We start from the raw sequence: 23,610 nt of genomic DNA on the forward strand, positions 1-23,610 counted from the left end.
CAGGCTCAGTTCTTCATCGATCCGAGGAAGGCGATCAAGTCGCGGACCTCTTTCTTGCTCAAAATCTGAGCCATTGGCGGCATGGTCGAAACCGGACTTGAGACCGACGCGACATCCTTCCGCGGGTATTCCTTGCGGCTTGCGTCGACCGGATCAGCGAGCGCGACGAAGTCGTCCGCATCCTCAAGCAACAGGCCGGCCACCACGTTTCCATCCTTCATCGTCAGCGAAACCATGCCATAGCCCGAGGCGATCCGTGCGCCGGGCTCGATGATCGACTCAAGGATGTAGGCGGCGTCGTGCGCCTTGCCGATGCTACGCAGGTCGGGCCCGGCGACGCCTCCGTTCCGGTTCGGCAGCGCCTTGTGGCAACGGGAACATTGTGCGGCTCCGTGGTTGTAGAAAACCTGGCGACCCTTGCCGGCATCGCCACCCTCAAGGGTCAGCTGGAACGCCGCGAGAGGATCATCCTGCGGGATTCGCGAGCGATAGTCCTCAAGCGCCTTCCTTACCTCGGGCTCGGGGCGCTTCGCGGCGGCCTCGATGACATCCAACTGGATGGCGAGTGGCAGCTCCGCGACCCCGAGCAGCATCTCCATCGCAACCTTGGCAGCCTCCGGCCCCTTCAGTTTCGCAAGCTCCGCAAGCGCGACTTGCTGATCAAAGACATCCTTCCCGGCAAGCATGCGCTTCACCTCCCCGAGTGCCACCTCGGGCGCGACTTCAGCGAGCGCCTTGAGGCTCGCCTTCCGCACTTCAGGATCCTTGGAACGGACACTTTGCCCGAGTGTCGGCACCAGTTCGTCCCCGGCGTGCTTCCGCATGCTTTTCAGGGCCGCGAGCCGGATGTCACGAAGGTTGTCATCGCTGAGGAACTGCTGGCGCAGGGTTTCCGGTGCCGGAGCCACATCGAAGATCTCTCCCGTCTTCAGCGCCTCGGCGAGAACCAGGCCCACCGCGTTGCGGAACAAGCGCTTGAGGCCGTCAGCGATCTTGCTCCGGACGCCATCCAGATTCCGATCACCCGTGATCGGGCGGACCTTCCCGGTGGTAGGATCGGCACCCGGCGGCTTTTCCCAACGACCCAGCTGGAACAGCGCTTCGACCCTCGTCTGCTCGGGCACGGCATCGTCCTCCGCCAAGGCGAGCAAACTCAGCGCGCCCTCCGGTTTGCCGATCCGCATGATCGCATTGATGATCCGGTAGTCGATCGCCTTGGTCGACTTGCCAATCAGATGGGTCGCCGCCGCAAGCGCCGGACGGGCACCTTCGATGTAACTGTCGTTGATCGCCTGGATCGTCTCGATCACCAGAGCCGGATCCTTGTCGGCGAGGAAGTACTCGATACCCGCATCTCCCAACCAACGGAGTGCGATGATCAGCCCGAGCCGGACCTCGCGCGACGGATGATCTTTGAAACTCAGGATGTCCTCGGCGGTCTTGTTGGCCTCCGCGATCAGGCGCATGCCATGCACGGCTCCGTGCCGGAGGTAGGGGTCACCGTCCTTGTTGGCTTCAAGCATCTTCACGAGTTTCGCCACGTCCTCCCGATGGCCGAGTTTGCCCAGAGCGATGGCCGCAAGCATCCGGGTGTTGGCATTCGCATCTCCAAGCAGCGAGCTCAGCGCGTCGCGTCCCGCCTGGGCCTTCGCATCTCCGAGCGCCTGCGCGACCTGCCCGCGGACCCGCCATTGGTCGTCGCTCGCAAGCTTCACCAGGGCCTCGACCGACTCCGCATCTGCCTTGAGCCGAGCCAATTGCCCCAGCCCCCAGACGCCGTGCAAGCGGGTCACCATGGAATTCCCGGTCTCCGTGGCGGCGACGAAGCGGCCGCGGTTGGACGCATCCTCGGCCAGAGCGAACTGCGCACGCTGGCGCACCCGCATGTCCTGATGCTTCAGCAATCCGGCAAGCTCATCGGCCGATCGCTGATCGAAGCCATCGGCAAACAGGGAGCGGACCTCCTTGACCACCGGCTTGGACGTTTCTTTCGGATCGTGGAAGACGAAGACCGTGCCGAACTCATAGGTCTTCCAGCCGCCAGTGAAGTCACTGACATAGACCTTTCCATCGTAGCCGAACTCGATGTCCGTATTGAGGAACCCTTTGATGAACGTCTCGCTCTCGGCGATCCGAAAGCCTGCCCCGTTCGGCTCCATCTCGAAGGAAATCACCTCGCTTTGGCCACCGCGGTAGTCGCAGACGAAGAACCGGTCGTCCCATTTCTCCGCCAGTCCCGTGCCCGGATTGTAGGCGAGCCCCGAAGGCCCAACGCTCAGATGCCCGGCAGGGGGAAGCAACGCGTTCGGGCGGTTCTCCGCCTCGATCTCCCACCACAGCTCCGCCATCCACGGTGTGTCGTGGCGCGACGTCACGTCGATCGCGTGCGGCCAGTTGCGGAAACTCTGATTGCCGCGATTCCATCCCGACATCGCACCTTCCACCATTTGCACGACCCTCGCCTTGTCACCCATGTCGGCGTTGTTATCCACCGAGAAGGCAACCCCGTACTGATCGAAGGCGATCTCCTTGGGGTTCCGCAGATTGTAGTGGACGACTTCCAACCCGCTGCCGTCCGGCTCCATCCGGAAGATCGCTCCACCATACTGGTCGTAGAGATGCCGGCCGTCGGCGGTGTGAAGATCGTAGCCGCGGTCACCGATGGTGAAATAGATCCGGCCGTCCGGACCGAAGGCGAAGCCGTTGAGGTCGTGCCCGCTCAGGCTGACGCTGATGCCGTAACCGTCCTGCAAGGACGTGCGGACATCCGAGACACCGTCGCCATCCTTGTCCTGCAGCATCCAGACGTGGGGAATGCATGCGAAATAGACCTTTCCGTTCGCGGCCAGGATCCCGGCGGCGGTCCCGTCGAGCGGATCGTTGAAGCCGTCGGCATACAGCCATGACTTCTCGGCCTTGCCGTCGCCGTCCTTGTCCTCAAGCACCCGGATCTTCTCGGCATACTTGGTGTAATACCCGGGCTCCTTCTTGTCGGCCCACTTCTCGTAGAGCTTCAGCCGGTCCTCCACCGTCTTGAGTGCGACCTCGTCCCGGAGCCAGTGCCAGTTGCGGCGGTTGTCCTCGATGCCGCGGTCGAAGCGATGCGTCTCCGCGACAAACAGCCGGTTTTGCTCGTCCATCGAAATCGCCGTCGCGTTCATCACGTCGGGCTCCCGAGCGAAGACTCCCGCCACCATGCCTTCGGGATAGAGGATCGTGGACAGGATCGCCTTGTCCGGGTCCACCGGTTCGACGGGATCGGTATTGGCCGTGCCCTCGATCTTGGCGGCGCCGTCCTGATCGGCCTTGGGAAGAGCGAGAACCGGGTAGGCGAGAGTCAGGACAAGGGTCGGTGTGATCCAGCGGGAGACGAGTGGCGAAATCATGGAAGGCTTGTCGGAATCAAAGGATGAACAGATCGGTGACGCGCGCGCGCGAGGGCCTCTTTCAGCCAGATCCGGCATCGTCGGATATGACGTGAAAATGCCGCATAAGAGCGCGGCAAAGGAGAGCTTCGGGAACCACTTGTCCATTGCCCTGCCTCACCTGTCCCCTAGGCTGGACCTCATGATTCGATGCATCCTCGCCCTCCTTTTCGCCGGCACGTGGTGCCATGCCGCCGAACCCGCCCCCAAGCCGAATGCCATCGTAATTCTCCTCGACGATCTCGGCTATGGCGACCTCACCTGCTACGGAGCCAAGGACATGCGGACGCCCCGTATCGACACGCTGATGTCGGAGGGAATCCGGATGAACCGGTTCTATGCCAACTGCACCGTCTGCACGCCGACCCGCGCATCGCTGATGACCGGCCGTTACCCGGATCTCGCCGGAGCGCCCGGAGTGATCCGGCAGTGGGACCACAGCAGCTGGGGCTATCTCCGCCCGCCCGGCCCGACGCTTCCGGAAATGCTCAAATCGGCGGGCTACCACACCGGCATGGTCGGCAAGTGGCATCTGGGCTACACGGCTCCGAACGTTCCCAACGAACAGGGCTTCGACCACTTCCACGGATTCCTCGGCGACATGATGGACGACTACTACACCCATCGTCGTGGCGGCGTGAACTGGATGCGGCTCAATGACGAGACCGTCGATCCCGAGGGACACGCGACCGAGGTTTTCACCGATTGGGCCATTGATTACCTTGGGGAACGAGCGAAGGCGCCGGACACTCCTTTCTTCCTCTACCTCGCTTACAACGCGCCCCATTTCCCGATCCAACCCCCAAAGGACTGGCTGGAAAAGGTCCGGAAGCGCGAACCGGACCTCGACCCGAAGAGGGCCGCCAATGTGGCCTTCGTCGAACACACCGACCATGAGATCGGACGGGTGCTCGACAGCCTCACCGAGCTGAACATCAAGGACCAAACCCTCGTCATCTTCTCATCCGACAATGGCGGATCCATTCCCCACGCCCAATCGAACGGCGACCTTCGGGGCGGCAAGCAGGACCACTGGGAAGGAGGCATCCGGGTGCCGACCTGCGCCGTCTGGCCCGGCAAGATCCCTGCCGGCAAGACCACCGACGCTCTGGGAATGACGATGGATCTCGTCCCGACCCTTTGCGAACTGGCCGGAGCCGGGAAACCGGAAAGCGACGGCCAGAGCCTGCGTTCGGTCTGGCTCGACGGGGGCGTCGGCGACCCGGATCGAACCATGATCTGGGTGAGGCGCGAAGGTGGCGACCGTTACGGAGGACGAGCCTACTATGCCATCCGTAGAGGCAAGTGGAAGCTGCTCCAGAACCACCCGTTCGAACCGATGCAGATGGTCGATCTCGAAGCCGACCCCTTCGAGCAGGATCCGAAGCCCGCGACCGGCAAGGTGGCGAAGCAACTCAAGGAAGCTCTCATGGCGCACATCCGGAAAGCGGGTGCCGTGCCGTGGAAACCGATGCCGGACGAGCCGTGAAGCCGCAGGCCGTCAGACTTCGCGTTCCCGATCCCTCCAGCTGACAGTTGTGATTGGGATCACGGAATGAGGTCCGCCACCCTCCAAGCGAATGCGGCGGTTCCCCTTCCGGGAAACCGCCGCTTCGAAGTTCACTCTGAGTCGCTCGTGATCCTCACGGGGTGACTTGGATCACTTCCAAGTCCACGAACAACTTGCTCACCGCCGTTCCGGTAACCGTCGCGGTCACCGTCGTGAATCCCGCGATTGGCGTGTCCTCCTCCACGGTGAAGTCGACTTGGGTGCCGTAGCCGTCGGTCGCACCTCCGTAGTTGAAGCCGGCGAGGTCCTGCGTCCACCGGTAGGCGGCACTCAGGTCGTCGGCCGGTGACGCGTTCTGTGGATGAGTGAAGGTAAAGGTGTTTCCCGCGGCAGCCCCGGATTCCAGTCCACCGGAAAAGGCGCCCGGATCCGTGCCGAGGAAATTCTCAAGCCCGCTGCTGAGCCCGTCACCATCCGGATCGTCCTCGAAGCCCGTTTGACCACCGACGTCGTAGCCGGCGATCCAGTCGGAGAAATCGTTGCCGCCGCCTCCGCCGCCCGAGGTGCTGACCTGGATGTTGTCGATGGTAGCAGAGGTCGTCGAGCCCTTGAAGCGGATCGCGAGGTCATGCCCCATCACCGAGGCATCGAGGGAGGAGTCAGGAGTAAACTCGAAGCTCACCGTCTTGTAAGAGCCGTCGCCTTCCGCATTGCCGCTTTGTGAAGCGAGCACCTTGCTAACGAACGAGTCGCTGCGCACGTCATTGCGGGTTCCGGCACCGTTGAAGGTGACGAACTGGACATTGTAGGGCGTGCCACCGGAGTCGGCGACAACGTCGAAGGAAACCGTGTAGGTGGTCCCGGCGGTCAGGCTGCCGATCACACCGAACTTAGTCGTCAGGCCCGAGTTGGTGTAGCGGAAGGCGAAAGCCTGATCACCAACCGGATCGGCGAAAGCCTCGGCGGAATCGTCGACAAGCCCGCACCGGGAAGCCCCGAAACCCTCGGTTGCCCTGGCCCAGAGGGCCGTGTTGGAGGCTCCTGAGGTGAAGCCGTTACTCTGGTCGGAGTCCACATCAGGAGTGTCCGAGTAGCTGCCGGAAGTCGCGGGAAGTGCGCTCGGGTTGGCACCGGATTCGAAGTTATCGAAGAAAACCACCCCGACCGGAGGCGGCTCGGGAGTGGAGAAATACCACGTCAGGTCATCCGCGACACCGACAAAGCTGTTGCCGACAAGGTCGTCGATAGCCGTCGCATCAATGCGGACGGCGTAGTCCTTGCCGCCGAGCAGATCGCCTGTTGGCTGAATTGTAAGAACCGCTCCGGATACCGATACCTGGGTGCCGTCGGTGACCGGAATCACCACATCACCTGCAGCACCGTCGGTCAGGTTCTTCAAGGTGATCGCGCCACTGCCGAGGGCGATCGGTTCGCTGAAGGTTGCCTCGAGAGCCGTGTCGACCACCACGGTCGAACCGTTCGCTGGGTCCGTCGCGGAAAGCGTCGGCGCGGTCAGGTCCGGTGCCGCTGTGGTAAAGCGCCACTCGGTATCGACGAGAATGCCCGCGAAGCTGTTGCCCGCGAGATCGTCGATCGCGGTGGCATCGATCAGAACCGCATACTCCTTGCTCGTCGCGAGATTCGCCGTCGGATTGATCGTCAGGGTGCTTCCCGAAACCGTGACCTGCGAGGCGTCGGTGACGGAGATTACCACATCACCGGAACCGTCGGTGGGATGGAGGGTGATGTTGCCGCTTTCGACGGTGATCGGTTCGTTGAAATTGACCACGATGTTCACTCCTGCCGACACCTCCGTGGCGCCGATCGCCGGGTCGTTGCCGATCACGACCGGCGCAAGCTCGTCAGGTCCGGCGGACGCTTCGACCAACCCGACCATCGCGCGTCCGAGAGCGTCCCCGACCAGCATGTAGGTCCCGGCCCGTTCGTTGTAGTGACTGTTCGAGGCTCCTCCCTCGCTGAGCGGATGGGAGTAGACCGTCTTCACGTTGTTCTCGTACTGAGGATAGAGCCCGGAGTCTCCGTCCACCGCCAGCTGCGCGTTGAGAATCGCCTCGTCCGCCAGACTCGAGCTGTCGCCGATTGCCGTCTGGCCAAGGGTCGCCAGAACAAAGGGCGCGTTGTTGGCGACCTTGCCCGGGTAGCGGTTCGAGTAGTAGCTGCGCAGCGAATTGATCAGGTTGACCAGGTTTTCCTCATAGCGGGTGGCGTGACCCATGTCATAGCGATCCTTGTCGCCTTGCCACCAGACGAAGCCGGCGATCTCGAATCCCTGCGTGGCCCAGTCGGGATACTCGGCAGCGAAGTTGTCGAGCACGTCCACCACGTTGGTGGCCGCCGGGTCAGGATGGGCCCATTCGCTTTCGTCGGTGAAGTAACGGTCGAACTCCTTGCCCGCATACCAGCTCCCGGGAGCCCACGTCGCCGGCGAGTCACCGATCGCCCACTTCAATGTGGCGTCGCCATAGGCCGCGTAGTTGTTGCCGTCGTACTGATACGAGGGACTTCCCGATGGAAGCACGTCCCAGCCGAGGCTCCGGTTCCCGATGCATGACTTGAGCAACAGCACGGGTTCGTCGTGATACCAGCCCATCACGTAGCCGAATCCGAGTTCGGGACCGAACTTCGAATCGAGACCACCTGGCGAAAGCTGGGCGTTGCCGATGTCCGAAATCACTCCGCGATAGCGAACATCCTGACGGGTCGTCCATGCGTTCGATCCGTCCACCAAATCCGGGAACCGGTTCTGGCGCATCGCCATGGTCTCAAGCGTGCCGTCACCCGTGCCGCTCACCGTTCCCATTCCGACCATGTTCGACTGACCTGACATGATGTAGACCTTCACCGGCTTGTTCGTCGCGCCGGTCGAGCCGTCGGGATCGGGCAATGGATAGGGAATCGGAGGCACGTCGGTATCGACATGGGGATCGGTGAACGAGGCATAGACTTCGTAGTAGTCCCCCGCCCCGTCGGCGTCCGTATCGGAAACGTAGGGATCGGTTCCGGTATCGTTCTTGTCGACCAAAGAGCCGGTCTTGGTTTCGACGCCGTCCGCAAGCCCGTCCTTGTCCCAATCGGGATCGACCGGGTTGGTACCGGTGTCCGCTGAGCTGACCCAGGTGCCGGTATTCGATTCCACCCCGTCGCTCAGCCCGTCGCCATCGGTATCCGGGAGCAGTGGATTGGTCACCGGCCGCAGTCCGGCGGTGCCGTTGATCTCCGGACCGTCCTCGAGACTGTCGCCATCGGTATCGGCATTGTTCGGATCGGTGCCGTAGTTGTATTCCTCCATGTTGGTGAGGCCGTCGCCCGCACCGCCATTCTCGAGGTCGTCCCCCGGATTCAGGCCGGTATTGGTTCCTGTATGGAGAAACTCGTATTCATCGGGGAAGCCGTCGCCATCCGTATCGGCAATCGTGAAGAACAACTCGTCGCCGACAACCGGAGTGCCGTTCGGATCCCCGTCGGGATAAGAATCGATACGCCAATAGTAGGTTCCCGCCATGGGGGCGCTGACGAGGGTCGAAGACAGGATCTGACCGTCGACGACCTGCGAAAGAGCGCCGGAGGTGGTGCCGAACCAGACATCGACATAGGTGTCGGACGCAGGTGCCTCGGGTGGCATGTTGGTCCAGCTGAGGTTCACATCGCCACCGGCCGAAAGGTCCTCGCCATTACCGGGATCGGGATTCAGATCATGACCGGACAACAGGCGGATGTTGTCGTAGAGCACGCTGCCACTGGCTTTCACCAACCGGATCCCGAGTTCCTTCCCGAGATCAGGACTCGTTCCGTCCGGCGTGTAGGTAATGAAGGCCGTGGCCGACATGTCCGTGGTCGTCACGGAGCCGGAGGCGGTGCCCACGACGGTTCCCGGACGACCACTTTGACCGTTGGTGCGGGACGAGTTGTCGTCGGACGCACCGAACGCGACCAACTCGACCAAGTAGTTGGAACTCGCAGTGCCCTCGGTGACCGCGATGTTGAACGTAAGGGTATAGGTCACGTCCTGGGTGACCGTCAGGCCCGTGGCGCCTTGCGCGGTGGTGAGAGCGGAGTTGGTGTAATTGAGGTAGTACGCCTGATCCCCGTACGGTGTGCCGAAGGGCGGAGTCGCAGGCCACGCTACGGTTTCGTTGAACAGTCCGCGATTGCTTGAGCCGAAGCCGTTTGAAGCACCGATCCAGTTGCCTCCGCCGGGGACGGTGTTGTCATCGAAGCCCGCGACCACGGGACTTTCGAAGCTTTCGGAAAAGCTCACGCCCGTTGTGGCCGGAGTTGCGGACAGGGTGAGGCCGGCGAATGCGGCGACCAAGGTCGGTGGCGTGGGAATCCGGTTCATGAATGCTGGTGTTTCAGGTCGGGATGCTGGTGTTGAACGAGAAGCAGAGAGGAGACTGGGGAAGCCCAAGGGCGCGGCGGGCCATGCGGACTGGCGGCCGCTGTTCCCAATGGCGTCCACGCCGGCGGGATGCGTGGAGACGATCCAGGTGCTTAACCCCGGCGTCGGCGGAGCAAGAGCAAGACACCAATGGCTCCCAGAAAGACCACGCGGGCTTCGGGAACCGCAGGAGAGATGTCGACCGAGACGTTGTCGATGCTGGCGAAGGAAGTGGCGCCCTGGAACCGGATGGCGATGTCATCTCCGAGAACCGCATTGTCAAATGTGGTGCTCACACCTGCCGCCGCGCCGTTGGCATCAATGACGTCGTTACCAACGACGTAGCTGAAGCTGACGGTCTGGTAGGCACCACCCGCCGCGTTGCCGGATATGCTCGCCAGCATCGAAGTGGTGCCTTGGATGGCGCCACCGCCATTCATTTCGGTCCGTGCGCCGCCATCGAAGGTGGTCAGATAGCAGTTGTAGGCGGATCCACCGTTCCATCCGTCGATGAACACATCGAAGGAAACAGTAATGGTCGTTCCAAGCGCCAGGCTGCCGATCACTCCGACGTCCGACGTCAGACCGGAGTTGGTGTAGCGGAAACCGTAAGCCTGAGGCCCGGCCCCGTCCGGCGTGAAGTTTCCTAGATCGGTCCCCCCGGCTCCTCCATCAATGAGACCCTGCCGGTCGGAACCGAATCCATTGGTGGTATCAACCCAGAGCGAACCGTTGAAGACCCGGCTGGTGTTGGCAACGTTGTAGGTAAGAACATCCTGAGTCGCTGTGACCGACTGCTGGCTGGTGATCCCGGACGTCCCCGCTTCGAAGTCGTCCGCGAAAACCACTGCAGCATCGGCGGAGCCGATAGCGGCCAGAAATGGCAGGACAGCTAGCAGGGAGGCAGGAGTCGGTTTCATGGCTATTTTGCGATTCCGACAACGATCACTCGCAGACGGTAGGGGCGCGGGACTTGGGTTTTCGCCGTGCGGGTTGGAAACAAGACGGGGAACTGCCGATACGAAAGAGAAATACCTCTCGCCATCTGGCCCCCATTTAGGACAGATTTCTACGTAGATTTTCGATGGCCGATTTCCACGTCAGCTCCGGCAGCCGCCAGGTTGCGGACTTCCTCCGCAACGAATTGGCGCGTGGTCGATGGACCGGAACCATGCCGGGAAGGTCGCGCCTGGCCGCCGAAATCGGGGTCAGCGGCAAACTCATCGATGCGGCACTGATGATCCTCGAGGACGAAGGCCTTCTAATCTCCGGAGGACCTCGAAGAAGGCGCCGCATCCGTCCGAAGTACGAATCAGCTTCGACTCGGGCGCTTCGCGTGACCATCGCCACATCGGAAGCGGCCGACCGCAATCTCCCTTACATGGTCGATCTCCTTCACCAGCTTCAGGAGTCGGGCCACGCCGCGACATTCGCACCGAAGACGCTACTTGAGCTCGGACGGGATCCGGCACGGGTTTCGCGGATGGTCGACAGGACCGAGTCCGATGCATGGGTGATCATGTCGGGCTCCAAAGGGGTCCTCGAATGGTTCGCCTCGGAAGGCATTCCAGCCATCGCCCTCTACGGCCGCAGGCGGAGCTTGCCGATCGCCGGAGTCGGCCCGGAAAAGCAGCCCGCTGTCGTCGAGGCCGTACGAAGGACATTCCAGCTCGGCCACCGCCGGATCGTGATGCTCTCCCGTCGCGAACGCCGGCTGCCGGCACCCGGCGCCATCGAGCGGGCGTTCCTTGAGGAGGTCGCCGCCCATGGAATCGAACCTTCAGCCTACCATCTGCCCGACTGGGACGAAACGCCGGACGGCTTCCACCGCGGTCTCGCCCGGCTGTTCCAGATCACCCCGCCTACGGCGCTTATCGTCGATGAGGCCCCGATGTTCTTCGCGGCCACCCAGTTCCTATCGAGCCAGGGACTGAAGGTCCCCGACGACGTCTCGGTGATCTGCATGGATCCGGATCCGAATTTCCTTTGGTTCAAGCCGACCGTCTCCCACATCTACTGGGACAGCCGACCGGTGATCCGTCGGATCGTCCGTTGGGCAGCCAACGTCAGCAACGGTCGGGAAGACCTACGCCAGACGCTGACCAAGGCCGAGTTCGTCGAAGGCGGCACCCTCGCCCCGGCTGCCAGCCACCGTTGAGACCAATGCCACCATGAGACGCCGTAATTTCCTGAAAACCTCCACGCTCGGCCTGGTCACGGGCCTTGCACAGGCAAGGACTCCCCTTCCCCCGATTCTCGGCCACGGCGAATTCCGCTACCGAATCGTTCCCGGGTGGGGCGTTCTCGGCGACAAGACACCCGTCAACAACTGCCACGGGATCGTCGAGGATGCGGAAGGCCACATCATCCTCTTCACCGACCACACCGACAACAACGTCATCGTCTACGACAAGGCCGGGAAGCTGGTCCACAAGTGGGGAACGACTTTCCCGGGAGCGCACGGGCTATCCATCGTCCGCGAGGGGCGACGCGAGGTCCTCTACCTGACCGACCTCAAGCGCAACGCGGTTTTCAAGAGCACGCTCGATGGCGAGATGCTCGACGAATGGAACTGGCCGGAGACATCCGGACACTACGAGAATGCCGGGCAGTACCGCCCGTCATGGACACTTCACCCGCCGGACGGACGGTTCTTCGTCCTCGACGGCTACGGCAAGGACTTCATCCAGCGCATTTCCAAGGATGGGAAACAGGAGGCGGTCTTCGGAGGACAGAAAGGCGGCATCGAGCACTGGGGTCCGCACGGAGGCATCTACGACGACGGCCTGCTGATCGCGATGAGCGACAGGCAGTACCTGCTCAAGCTGGACGACGACGGCCGTGAGAAGTTGCGCATTCCCCTTCCCGGCGGAAACCCGCGGCAGATTCAGCGGGTCGGCGATCACTACTACGTCGCCCACCTCGCCGACAACTGGCCGGCCGACCGCGACTCACGCGGTTTCCTCTCGATTCTCGACAAGGACTTCAAGGTGCTCTCGAACCCCGGCGGCACCGCCCCGGAATACGATGACGACGGCAAGCTGGCGAAGATGGCTCACAAAGAGCCGGTGTTCTTGCACCCGCACGACCTCGTCGTCGATGGCGAGGGCAGCATCTACGTCGCGCAGTTCAACTCGGGAAACACCTACCCGATCAAACTCGAGCGGATCTGAACCGTCACTTCGAACGCATCCGCCGGTAATCGCGGGGCGACATGCCGTGGAAACGGTGGAACTCGCGGGTGAAGTGACTAGGGTCGTAGTAGGAAAAGTGTGCGGCAATCTCGGCGATGCTCGACTCGGTCGTCAGCAGGCGGCTCGCCGCCGCATGGAGCCGCACCCGCTTGATGTACTGCCCCACGCTCTCGCCGAAGCTGGCGCGGAACAGCCGTGAGAGCTGGCTTCCGGAGAGCCCGATCATCGAGGCCAGCTCGGCATGCCGCAGCGGCTGGTCGAGATTCGACTGGATGTGCACCAGCACGTCGGTGAGCCGGCCGGAGCCGATGTAGCCGCCATCGTCTTCCTTGGCCGGATACATCACGCACACGATTCCCATCGGCCGGTCGTCCCCGTCGAATACCGGGAACTTGCTCGAAGTCCAGATCAGCGCCTGCCCCGTCGGCTCGACCACCAACCACGGTTGCGACACCAGCGGCTGTCCCATCCGGAAGACCCGCCAGTCCTCGGCGAGATACTGGTGCACGAGTTCCTCGGGGTAGAACTCGAAGTCGGTTCTCCCCCGGATCTGCGCGACCTCACTCAGTCCCTTGTCGGCCAAAAACCGGCGGTTGGCGGTGAGAAAAGGCCCCGCCTCCCCCTCCTCAATTCCCCGATAGTCCTTGGCCGAGAAGTGGCACACCGGGAGCACGTCAAACACCTCACGCAACGCCTCGTCGCCGTCGTACAGCGTCCGAAGGGCTTTTTGATCCACCAATTTCATGCGCGGATTTTACAACAAATTGCCGTCATTGCTCTATTTTTTCGGGAGTTCCCTGTCGTATGCTGTTTCCGATTGTCATGAAGTTCCCGGCCGTCCCATTCGCCCTGCTCGCGATCAGCCCGCTTTCGCCCGCCGCTGACGTCCCGGGTTTCAACTCCGACATCCGTCCGCTCCTCTCCGACCGCTGCTTCGCCTGTCATGGCTTCGATGCGAACACCCGGGAGGCCGGCCTCCGGCTCGACACCCCGGAAGGGGCCTACGCGGAACTCGAGGACGGCCCTGCGATCGTCCCCGGCAAGCCCGACGAGTCTTCCGTGTGGAAGCGGATCATGTCGAAGGACCCGGAGGTGGTCATGCCTCCGTCCACTTCGCACCTGAAGCTCTCCGACGACGAGAAGGATCTGATCCGGCGCTGGATCGAGGGTGGCGCGAAGTACGAGAAGCACTGGACTTTCGTCCGAGCCGAGCGGCCCGACGTTCCGGAGGGATCTGGTCACCCGATCGACGATCTGGTTTCCGAGCGGCTTCGCGAGGATAGCCTGGAGCTTTCGCCGGAGGCCGACCGACGGACCCTGATCCGACGCCTTTCGTTCGACCTTCGCGGTCTGCCACCCACCCCGGAGGAAGTCGAAGCGTTCGTCTCGGACCCCGCGGATGACGCTTGGGAAAAGGTTGTGGACCGCTTCCTCGCCGACCCGGCCTTCGGCGAAAGGATGGCGTGGCCTTGGCTCGATGCCGCTCGATACGCCGACACCAACGGCTTCCAAGGCGACGACGAGCGAACGATGTGGCCGTGGCGCGACTGGGTGGTCGACGTCTTTAACCGCAACCTGCCTTATGACGACTTCACCGTCTGGCAGATCGCCGGCGACCTTCTCCCCGATGCCACCCACGAGCAGAAGCTCGCCACCGGCTTCCTCCGGAACCATGCGATCAACGGTGAAGGTGGCAGCATCCCCGAAGAGAACCGGGTCAACTACGTCATGGACATGTCCGAGACGGTCGGAACGGTCTGGATGGGGCTCACGCTCAACTGCTGCCGCTGCCACGACCACAAGTACGATCCGCTCAGCCAGAAGGAATATTACGGCCTCTTCGACTTCTTCAACCAGACCCCCGTGGACGGATCGGGTGGCAATCCACAGACCCCGCCGGTCATCTCCGCGCCCTCCGAATCGCAGGCCGAACGTGAGCTGGAACTTGCGAAGCGGATCCCTGAGTTGGAAAGCCAGCTTAAGATCCTGGCAGTCAAGGTCGGCCCGGGACAGGCGAACTGGGAGAATGCCCGGACAAGCGGCACTTCCGCCTCCGATTCGTCATGGCAGACGCTCGACATCGAGAAGATCGACAGCCCCCACGCCGACTTCCGGATTCTTGAGGACAAGTCCGCGCTCGTCGTTGGTCCTGTGCCGGACCGGGGCGACTATGGAGTCACGCTCACCGCCCCCCCGGGACCTTTGGCCGCCCTCCGGCTCGAGGCGCTCCGACACAAGTCGATGACCCAGGGCGGAATCGCCAAGTCGGACTCGGGCAATTTCGTCCTGACCGGGTTCGAGCTGTTTGTTGTCGGACCAGACGGCAAGCGGAGCAAGCTTCCCATCAAGGCCGCCGAAGCGACGATCGAGCAACGGGGATTGCCGGTCTCCGCCGCTCTCGACAGCGACCCCGCGACCGGTTGGGCGGTGTGGCAGGGCAAGCCGATCGACCGCGACCACGCGGCAGTTTTCCGACTTCCGGAACCCGTTCTAATCCCGGCCGGTTCCACGCTTGAAGTCCGTCTGCGGCACCAGTCCCGCTACAAGAAGCACCTGCTCGGCCGCTTCCGGATCTCGATCACCGACACCGCCCCACCCGCAGTGGATAGGGCCGACCCTTCGCTCGCGACAGCGATCCGCATCCCAGTCGCGAACCGCTCGAAAGAACAGGCGGCCCTCGTTCGGAGCGCCTATCTCGAGAGCCACCCCGCCTATGCCGAACTTCTGGCGGAAGTGACCCGCCTTCGCGTCGAGCGGGACAAGCTGACAAAGTCGGTGCCCAAGGTCATGATCATGGCGGACCGGGAAAAGCGCCGCGACTCCTTCATCCTTGCGATCGGATCTTACGAGCAGCCCGGCGAGAAGGTGGAGGCCCACACACCGGCGACCCTGCCTCCTTTGAACGTCGAGGGTCGCCCGCCGAACCGGCTCGACCTCGCCCGCTGGCTCGTTTCCCGAGACCACCCGCTGACGGCGCGGGTGACCGTCAACCGCTTCTGGCAGGACCTGTTCGGAATCGGACTGATCAAGTCACCGGAAGACTTCGGCGTTCAGAGCGAGATCCCGAAACACGGGCAGCTCCTTGATTGGCTCGCGGTCGAGTTCATGGAAAGCGGTTGGGATACGAAGCACCTCCTGAAAACGATCGTGACCAGCCGGACCTACCGTCAGTCGTCGCGAGCCACGTCGGAACTCCTGGCGGCCGATCCCGACAACCGGCTGCTCGCCCGAGGCCCGCGCTTCCGCCTGCCATCATGGATGATCCGGGACCAGGCGCTCGCCGTAAGCGGATTGCTCGTGCCCGAGATCGGCGGCGAGCCGGTCTTCCCATGGCAGCCGCCCGGTCTGTGGGCGGAAGTCACCTTCGGCCGGCGCAAGAAGAGCTACACGCCCGACACCGGGGAGAAGCTCCGTCGCCGCAGCCTCTACACCTTCTGGCGAAGGATCAGCGCGCCGCCGATGTTCTTCGACAACGCCAAGCGCGAGATGTGTGAGGTCGGCGTCGGCCGGACCAACAGTCCGCTGCACGCACTCGCCACGCTGAACGACCCGATCTTCGCGGAAGCCTCACGCGCCTTGGCCAGCCGAGCCTCCGAGGGCCGCTCCGATGACCCCGCCCGCACCCTTGCCCGGGCATTCGAGATCGTTCTTCTCCGCCCGCCGAGCGAGATCGAGTCCGCCGTCCTGATGGACAGCTATCGCGAAGCCCGATCCGCCTTCGATCCCGAGACCGCGCGCGAGTTCCTATCCATCGGCGAAACGCCCGCGGACCCGGAGCTCGATCCGGTCGAACACGCCGCGCTCGCCGCCGTTTGCCTTTCCATTCTCAACACCGACGAAACCCTCACCAAGGAGTAGCATGGATCCCCGCCTCGAACGCCAGTATCTGATCAACCGCCGCCACTTCTTCGGCAAGAGCGCCACCGGCATCGGAGTCGCCGCCCTCGCCTCACTGCTCGGGGAGGATGCGCTCGCCTCCGAGGAGAAGGTGATGGAAGCGGTCTCGCACTTCGCCCCGAAGGCCAAGCGGGTCATCTATCTTTTCCAGAATGGCGCACCGAGCCACGTCGAGTTGTTCGACCACAAGCCGCGCCTTGCCGAACTGCATGGCGAGCCGGTTCCACCGAGCTACATGGAAGGCAAGCGGTTCAGCACCATGTCGGCCGCCGCCGACAAACGGAAGCTGCTCGCTCCGCTCGAGGCGTTCAAGCAGCACGGCGAAAGCGGTGCGTGGGTCAGCTCGCTGATGCCGCACACGGCGAAAGTCGTCGATGACTTGTGCTTCGTGAAGAGCATGCACACCGAGCAGGTGAACCATGCACCCGCGATCAACTTCTTCCTCAGCGGCTTCCAGCTCCCCGGCCGTCCGACCGTCGGTTCATGGCTGAGCTACGGGCTCGGAACGATGAATGCGAACCTACCGACATTCGTCGTGATGACCTCGGTGACGAAGGACACCTCGTGCGGGCAAATCTTCTACGACAGCTACTGGAGTTCCGGCTTCCTTCCTTCCCGCCATCAAGGCGTCAAACTGCGCGCGGGAAACAGTCCGGTGCTCTACCTCAACAACCCGAAGGGTGTCGACGGCACCCTGCGGCGAAAGATGCTCAACGGGATCTCGAAGCTCAACGAGGCCAAGCTTGCCGACTTCGGCGACCCGGAGATCGCGACCCGCATCGCGCAGTACGAAATGGCCTACCGCATGCAGACCAGCGTGCCGGAACTGGCCGATATCTCCGGAGAATCGAAGGCCACGCTCGACCTCTACGGACCGCAGGTCCACGAGCCCGGAACCTTTGCCCGCAATTGCCTGCTCGCGCGCCGGCTTGTCGAGCGCGGCACGCGATTCGTCCAACTCATGCACGCCGGATGGGACCAGCACAACTCGCTGACCACCGAGCTCTACAACCAGTGCCGCGACACCGACCAGCCGTCGGCCGGGCTGATCACCGACCTCAAGCAACGCGGCCTGCTCGATGACACCTTGGTCATCTGGGGCGGCGAGTTCGGGCGCACGCCATTCCTCCAAGGCGACATCAGCAACCGCCCGAAGTGGGGTCGCGACCACCACCCGTATGCCTTCACCGTCTGGATGGCCGGCGGCGGAGTGAAACCGGGGATCAGCTACGGCGAGAGCGATGACATCGGCTTCAACGTGACCAAGGACCCGGTGCACATCCACGACTTCCATGCCACACTGCTCCACCTGCTCGGCGTCGACCACGAGAAGCTCACCTTCAAATTCCAGGGCCGCCACTACCGCCTCACCGACGTCCACGGCCACGTGGTGAAGGACATCCTTGCCTGAGCCTTGAGAGAAAAGGACCGCGCGGCTCCGACCGCGCACCACAGGTTCGGAAGAAGATGCGCGGTCGGAGCCGCGCGGTCCGATTCACAACGTGCTCAACCGCTCTTGCCGAGCGCACGCTTCACCGCGCCGGCAACGGCATCACCGAGGACCTTTTTCTCCTCGGCCTTGTAGAAATGGACGTCGTTCTGCTTCCGCCATCCATCGAACACCGGTGATCCGCCGATCAACCCGTAGAGGTCGTTGATGAGGATCTCCGGGTGCCGCTTCATCACTTCCAACGCGGCGGCGTTGAATTCCGCCGATGCACCTTTCCGCCGGGCATACTGGCTCTTGTTGTCGTTCGGCACGGGGGTGGTCGCACACCAGATCAGCTTGGCGCCGGTCTTCTCGAGGATCGCGATCTGCTTCTCAAGGTTGGCCTTGTAGTCGTCGAGCGGCACCGCGTATTCACCGAAGGTGTCGGTCGCCTTGTCGTAGGTCTGCTTCAGGTCGTGCAGACCGTGATTGAACTGGATGACGTCCCACTGAAATCCCGGCTCCTTGTAGTCACCCAGCCAGAGCTCGGAATTGGCTACGCCGTGTGCGCTCGAGAAGGCATTCCCTTCGTTGCGGTGATAGTTGGCCACGCCCTCAAGCGCCTCTTTGGCCGCGTCGTGGTAATTCATGCTGATCGAGTCGCCGATCACCAGAACGCGCGGCAGTTTTGGATCGTCGGTTTTCCTCGGGTCGGGCAACGGTTCGACCTCCATGCTCGCGACGACGAACTTTCCGTCCTCCTCGGAACCCTGAAGCGTCGCCTTCCAGAACCCCGTAGCAAGATCGGCGGACTTCAAGGGCTGATGGTGATAAATCCGGCTGAATCGTTGCCGCAGCGACACCGGGACAGCTTTTCCCTTGATCTCGATCACACCGCCACGCGGTTTCTCCCCATCTGAGGGAGCGAACCATCCGACCACCCCCTGCTTTCCTTCGAGGGACTTCCCGGCTGCTTGGAGGTCCGAGCCGGAATGCAGGACAGCGACCCTCGCTTCGAATGCCTCGCCCGCTTCCAAGGCCTGCTGGTTCGGCTTGTCGATGCCGTAGAATGCCGCAGCGACCGGTTCGGTGATGCCGGCGAAATTCTTCAGCTCCTCAAGCCGGGTCACGACCGTCGCGTCCGACCAGTGGACGGTGAAGCGCGACTTGCCGATGTCCGTCTTCGGGTCGTACTCGGTCTCCTTGAGCAGTTCAAAATGCTTGCCCTCCGCATCCACCTTGAAGATGTGGCCGTTGGCCCCGTCGAGACCGTCACCGGGAGCGGCGAACGAGACCCCGGCAAGCATCAGACCGGCAACCAAACACCGGGGCATACCACGCGAAACCCTCATCGGATGGACGCCGGTTCCCACATCGGAATTCCGCCCTCCTGTTCCTGTTTCCGGTAGTCTTCGTGGAAAGGGCGCGTCTTCGACATCGGCACCTTCTCGTTGACCATCAGTGGCACTGCCTCCTTCCAGAAATCCTCGTAGGCGGCGGCCATCCGCACGGCGACTTCCGGGTGTTCGGAAATCACGTTGGTGGTCTGCGCAGGATCCTTCTCCATATCGTAGAGCTGATCCTTTCCGACCATCCGGAAACGCTGGTTGCGAACCGCGAACGACTTCCACTTGAACTTCTCGACGTCGGCACCGGTCGGCCAGCGTCCGATGTGGTTGAAGAACATTCGGTCCTCCCACGTCGCGTCAGGATCCTTCAACAAAGGCAGCAAGCTGCGGCCCTCCACCTGCTTCTCCGGGACCTTCGCGCCCGCAAGCTCCGCCAAGGTCGGTAGGATGTCGAGGTGGGCGGCGATCGTTCCGATGTCCCGACCCGCCTCGTAGTGACCGTCCCAGCGCACGAAAAACGGCACCCGCACTCCCCCCTCTTCCGTTGAATTTTTCAGCCCCTTCATCCCCGCGTTGTAGAACTCCATCGGGGTGCCGTCCGGCAGCTTGCCGAGCGGCTTCTTCGGATTCCCCGATCCACCGCCGGTCATCCCGTTGTCGGACATGAAGATCACCACCGTGTCATCAAGCAGCTTCCACTCCTCCAGGCGCTTCATCATCCGGCCCATGTTGACGTCGATGTTCTCAATCATGCCGTAGAACCCCGCCTGTGCCTTACCGAAGCCGAGATCCTGGAAATACTTCTCGTCCTCCGGCGGAGCGATGAACGGACCGTGAGGCGCATTGGTCGAGATGTAGGCGAAGAACGGCTTTTCCGCATCCGCCTGCTCTTTCATCCAGCCAATCGCCGCCGTGAAGAACAGGTCGGTGCAGTAGCCCTTGGTCTTCACGAATCTGCCGTTGTGACGCAGCACCGGATCGAAGTACTTGTTTCCCGGCGCATCCGCGCAGGAGCAGTTGTAGCTTTGCCCGATTCCTCCCCCACCGTGGATGAACTCCTCATCGAAGCCACGGTTCCTCGGCTGGTATTCCTCTTCATCACCAAGGTGCCACTTGCCGAAAATCCCGGTGGTGTAGCCCGCCGTCTTCAGAACCTCGGGCAGCGTGGTCGCATCGAGCGTCATACGCTCCCTTTCGAGAATCGTGTGCGTCACCCCGTTCTTCATCGGGTGACGGCCAGTCATGATCGCCGAGCGGGTCGGCGCGCAGGTCGGACTGACAAAGAAGCGGGTGAAGCGCGTGCTCTTGTCGTAGAGAGCGTCCAGATTCGGCGTGCGGATCCACGGGTGGCCGTGGCGCCCGACCGGGCCGTAGCCTTGGTCGTCGGTCATCACCAGCACGATGTTCGGCTTGGGTCCTTCCTTCGCGAACGAAGGAAGGATGAGCAGCAAGGAGAGAAGAATCGGGAATCGGGTCATCGGTGTGGCTTTCATGGTGAAACGTCCGCCACCACCGCATCGATCAACTTTTCGAGCGCGACCGCGTCATCCCAAGCACCCACGACAACCCCGTGGCTCATGCCCTCGATCGACTCCGGCCCCGTGATCTTCGCAGCCAGCTCAGCGCTCGGGATGGTGTAGAAGAAGTGCGGGTCGCCACCACCGAAGCGCTTCTTGAAGGAGTTGCCCAGAGCGGACAGCTCGGACCCGTAGTTCGCTCCTTCGTCCGCCTCGACCATCTTCTCGCTGCTGAGGAAGATGATGCCTTTGAAGGCGCCCGGCGTGAACGAATGGACGAGGGCATTGTAGGCCTCGGATGCCTCGCTCGTGACCTCCGAGGCAAGCATGGGATAGGTTCCCCACGGCACACCGTCGGGCACCATTTTGGTCGCGATCATTTCCGGAACGTATTCGTTCCAGTAGGACTTCCATGCGTCGATGTAGCGTCGGGCATTGGCGTCGTAGTACTCGTTGCCCGGTCGCACGGCGGCGAGATCCTTGTAGTCCTCCATCAGACTGGGAGCCATCTTGAGATCCTCGGGGTTCATCCAGCTCTTGAGCTCGATCGGGTTCTCCGCCTCCTTGCCCTTGCCGCCCTCCATACCGGTCTGCATGAAAATGACCCCGACCGGCTTGCCGGTCTTGCTGGCGACCTTCTGCCCGAGCGCTGCGGCGAATCCGTCGGCGTTTTCCCAAACGCAGGCGAAGCGGTTCTCCGGCGTGGTCGAGACACAGACACTGAAGCGGCTCGGCCTGTCAAAAGTGAAGCGCTTTGCCTTGCGGGTCATCATACGCACGAGCCCGGAGCCGGACTTCGGCGCATCCAACTTCGCAGCCAGCGGCGGAGCGGCGACGTAGAACACATCACCGAAGACCACGTTTTCACAGACGCGCTCGTGGGCGAGCTCGCCGTCGATGGTGAAAGTCACCTTCAGCGTCTTCGGCTCGGCACTGGCTTCCATCGCCGGCATCACGACCTTCCACTCCTTCATTCCCTTGGTCACCGGGATCGTCTTCTCGACGCCCGCGAAGCTGAACTGAACGACCGCCTCGCCCTCGGCTTCGTAGCCCCAGTCATGCACCGCCGAGCCCCAGATCGTCACGGGCACGCCGGCCTGCAGCACGGCATTGTCGCGGAACTGGGTGCTAAGAAGAGGCATCTTCCGATATTCGTAGCTCTTGCCGACGGTGCTCGGGTCGATCGTTTCACCCGCGATCTTCAATTTCTCATCAGGCCACATGTCGCTGGTGACCTGCTTGCCTTCGAACTGGATGAACGGGGTCGTCGGCAGCATCGCGCGGTTGTAGAGGTTGGGCTGCGGACCCACTCCCCCGGTGCCATAAGAAACGCCCTTCGGGGAATTCACGGCCGCGGAGGTGACGATCACCTTGTTGCCGTCGATCTCGATCTCCGCCGGATGCCAGACGCGATTCTCGTCAGCAACGTAGAACAGTTTCACCTGCTTCGCTCCGTCAGGAATCACGGTCGGGATCGCCAGACCATCCTTGCTGTTGGTGGCGGTCTCCCCGACCACAAGGCCGTCGTCGGCATTCGCCAGCGTCACGATGACCTTGTTGCCCTCGACCTTGTAGGACTCGAACATCGGGCCGTCGGCGGCGACATCCTTGCCATACTGGTTCCTGAGGGCGTGGAGCGCCAGACGCTGCCCGGGGAGGGTCTTGTTCGAGTAGTGGATCGCGCCGGTGATGTCGATCTGGCTGGCCATTCCGGTATTCGGAATATCGCGGGCCATCCAGGTTCCGAGACGCATCTCGGCGGGACCATCGATGCTCGGGCTGTTGTCCCACTCGCCCTTCTGCCCCGGGCAATAGAACTGATGGAAGTAGACCGGGAGCTCCGGTCGCTCCCACGACCCGCGCCAGCCCCGGATCATGCTGTGGAGGTTGTGGTAGTAAACCAGTCCCTCGCTCATGTTGGCGTAACCCTGGTTCCAGATCGCCCCGCGGATCGCGTAGGGAATCATCGGATTCAGACGGGCATTGAAAAGCCAGGTGGCGTCACGGTTGCCGGCCATGTTCCCGGGGGTCTTGATCGAAATCCCTTCCGCTTCCTCTCCCTTCGCCACTCGCTTGGCATTCTCGGCAAGGGTGTCCTCGATCGAGTGATAGAAGGCATCCCATGCTTTCCGGTGCTCTGCTGACGTCGGATCGGTCTCCATGACCTTCCGGCGGATCGCATGCGTGTACTCGTCATCTGCACCGGCGAACCCGTCCCGTGGAGTCCACGCCTGGATCGCGGTCTGGCTGAACGAGCAGTTCAAGATGCCCACCGGCACACCGAGTTCACGATGCAGTTCGTAGGCGAAAGCATAAGCAATCGCACTCGAGTCGCCGTCGGCCGGGCGCCATTCACCCGTCGCGTGCTCGATCGGGTGCAGGCACGCGAAGTAGTCGGTCACTTTCGTCTCACGGATGAGCGGTTCCTTTTCCTCGCCGGCGGCCACCCGCTCGGCGATTTGGGCCATCAGCACGCGGCCGACATCGCACTTCGATGCGACCCACTGCATGTTCGATTGTCCCGACGCCATCCAGACTTCCCCGACGAGCACCTGTTGCAACGTGCGGGAATCCCCCGTGCTCTCGGTGATGACCATGTCCCGTGGCTCCGAGCTGGCCTCGAGCGGATCAAGTTCGAGCATCCACTTGCCGTCCTTCCCCGCGGTTGCCTGCTTCTTTTGCCCGGCAAACGAGACCTCGACTTTCACACCGGGCTTCGCCCAGCCCCAGACCGGCAGTTTCATGTCGCGTTGCAACACGGCCTGATGGGTGAACGGAGCCCCCAACTCGACGGCCGGAGGAGGTTTCGGGGATTCATCGGCAACAGCCGCAAACGGAACCGAGAGGACCCACGCGAAGACGAGTCGAAGGGATGTGGTCATGGATTTTG

General features: G+C 62.6%; 12 protein-coding genes. 5 read left to right on the forward strand and 7 right to left on the reverse strand.

What is annotated here, in order from left to right:
- Positions 1-5: 5 nt before the first annotated feature.
- Positions 6-3,386: a PVC-type heme-binding CxxCH protein gene (locus tag HAHE_RS01100; protein ID WP_338687796.1), complete on the reverse strand. Its 3,381-nt coding sequence runs from the start codon at positions 3,384-3,386 to the stop codon at positions 6-8.
- Positions 3,387-3,567: 181 nt separating this feature from the next.
- Here HAHE_RS01100 and HAHE_RS01105 point away from each other — a divergent pair, with 181 nt between their 5' ends.
- Positions 3,568-4,914, forward strand: a complete 1,347-nt coding sequence (locus tag HAHE_RS01105) for a sulfatase family protein (protein ID WP_338687797.1) — start codon at positions 3,568-3,570, stop codon at positions 4,912-4,914.
- Between the two features lie 154 nt (positions 4,915-5,068).
- Here the strand turns inward: HAHE_RS01105 and HAHE_RS01110 are convergent, their stop codons facing one another.
- Together HAHE_RS01110 and HAHE_RS01115 are read right to left on the reverse strand one after the other, a co-directional pair.
- Positions 5,069-9,295, reverse strand: coding sequence for an Ig-like domain-containing protein (locus HAHE_RS01110; RefSeq protein WP_338687800.1), 4,227 nt, complete (start codon positions 9,293-9,295; stop codon positions 5,069-5,071).
- 152 nt (positions 9,296-9,447) lie between these two features.
- Complete coding sequence (locus tag HAHE_RS01115; RefSeq protein ID WP_338687803.1) at positions 9,448-10,254, reverse strand: hypothetical protein; 807 nt, start codon at positions 10,252-10,254, stop codon at positions 9,448-9,450.
- A 164-nt stretch (positions 10,255-10,418) separates the two neighbouring features.
- Between HAHE_RS01115 and HAHE_RS01120 the strand changes: the two genes are divergently transcribed.
- Entirely contained in the window at positions 10,419-11,492 is a 1,074-nt protein-coding gene (locus HAHE_RS01120) for a substrate-binding domain-containing protein (RefSeq protein ID WP_338687805.1), read from the forward strand.
- Positions 11,493-11,505: 13 nt separating this feature from the next.
- Complete coding sequence (locus HAHE_RS01125; protein ID WP_338687806.1) at positions 11,506-12,507, forward strand: hypothetical protein; 1,002 nt, start codon at positions 11,506-11,508, stop codon at positions 12,505-12,507.
- A 4-nt stretch (positions 12,508-12,511) separates the two neighbouring features.
- Here HAHE_RS01125 and HAHE_RS01130 read toward each other — a convergent pair whose 3' ends face one another.
- Positions 12,512-13,273, reverse strand: coding sequence for an AraC family transcriptional regulator (locus tag HAHE_RS01130; RefSeq protein WP_338687807.1), 762 nt, complete (start codon positions 13,271-13,273; stop codon positions 12,512-12,514).
- Between the two features lie 77 nt (positions 13,274-13,350).
- Between HAHE_RS01130 and HAHE_RS01135 the strand changes: the two genes are divergently transcribed.
- Both HAHE_RS01135 and HAHE_RS01140 read left to right on the forward strand, forming a co-directional pair.
- Positions 13,351-16,386 carry a PSD1 and planctomycete cytochrome C domain-containing protein gene (locus HAHE_RS01135; RefSeq protein WP_338687808.1) on the forward strand — a complete coding sequence of 1,012 codons (3,036 nt, stop codon included), beginning with the start codon at positions 13,351-13,353 and terminating at the stop codon, positions 16,384-16,386.
- A 1-nt stretch (position 16,387) separates the two neighbouring features.
- The gene (locus tag HAHE_RS01140) at positions 16,388-17,836 is read left to right on the forward strand and encodes a DUF1501 domain-containing protein (protein WP_338687809.1); all 1,449 of its coding nucleotides are present in this window, start codon (positions 16,388-16,390) and stop codon (positions 17,834-17,836) included.
- Between the two features lie 95 nt (positions 17,837-17,931).
- Here HAHE_RS01140 and HAHE_RS01145 read toward each other — a convergent pair whose 3' ends face one another.
- Genes HAHE_RS01145 through HAHE_RS01155 form a run of 3 tightly spaced genes read right to left on the reverse strand, consistent with a single transcriptional unit; the run spans position 17,932 to position 23,602 of the window.
- Positions 17,932-19,188 (reverse strand): SGNH/GDSL hydrolase family protein, encoded by a 1,257-nt coding sequence (locus HAHE_RS01145; protein WP_338687811.1) that lies wholly within the window; start codon positions 19,186-19,188, stop codon positions 17,932-17,934.
- 14 nt (positions 19,189-19,202) lie between these two features.
- Positions 19,203-20,696, reverse strand: a complete 1,494-nt coding sequence (locus tag HAHE_RS01150; RefSeq protein WP_338687813.1) for an arylsulfatase — start codon at positions 20,694-20,696, stop codon at positions 19,203-19,205.
- On the reverse strand, positions 20,693-23,602 hold the full coding sequence (locus HAHE_RS01155) for a hypothetical protein (RefSeq protein WP_338687816.1): 2,910 nt from the start codon (positions 23,600-23,602) through the stop codon (positions 20,693-20,695). The genes HAHE_RS01150 and HAHE_RS01155 overlap by 4 nt, the downstream gene beginning before the upstream one ends.
- Positions 23,603-23,610: the final 8 nt, after the last annotated feature.

Source organism: Haloferula helveola (genome assembly GCF_037076345.1).
Classification (GTDB): domain Bacteria; phylum Verrucomicrobiota; class Verrucomicrobiia; order Verrucomicrobiales; family Akkermansiaceae; genus Haloferula; species Haloferula helveola.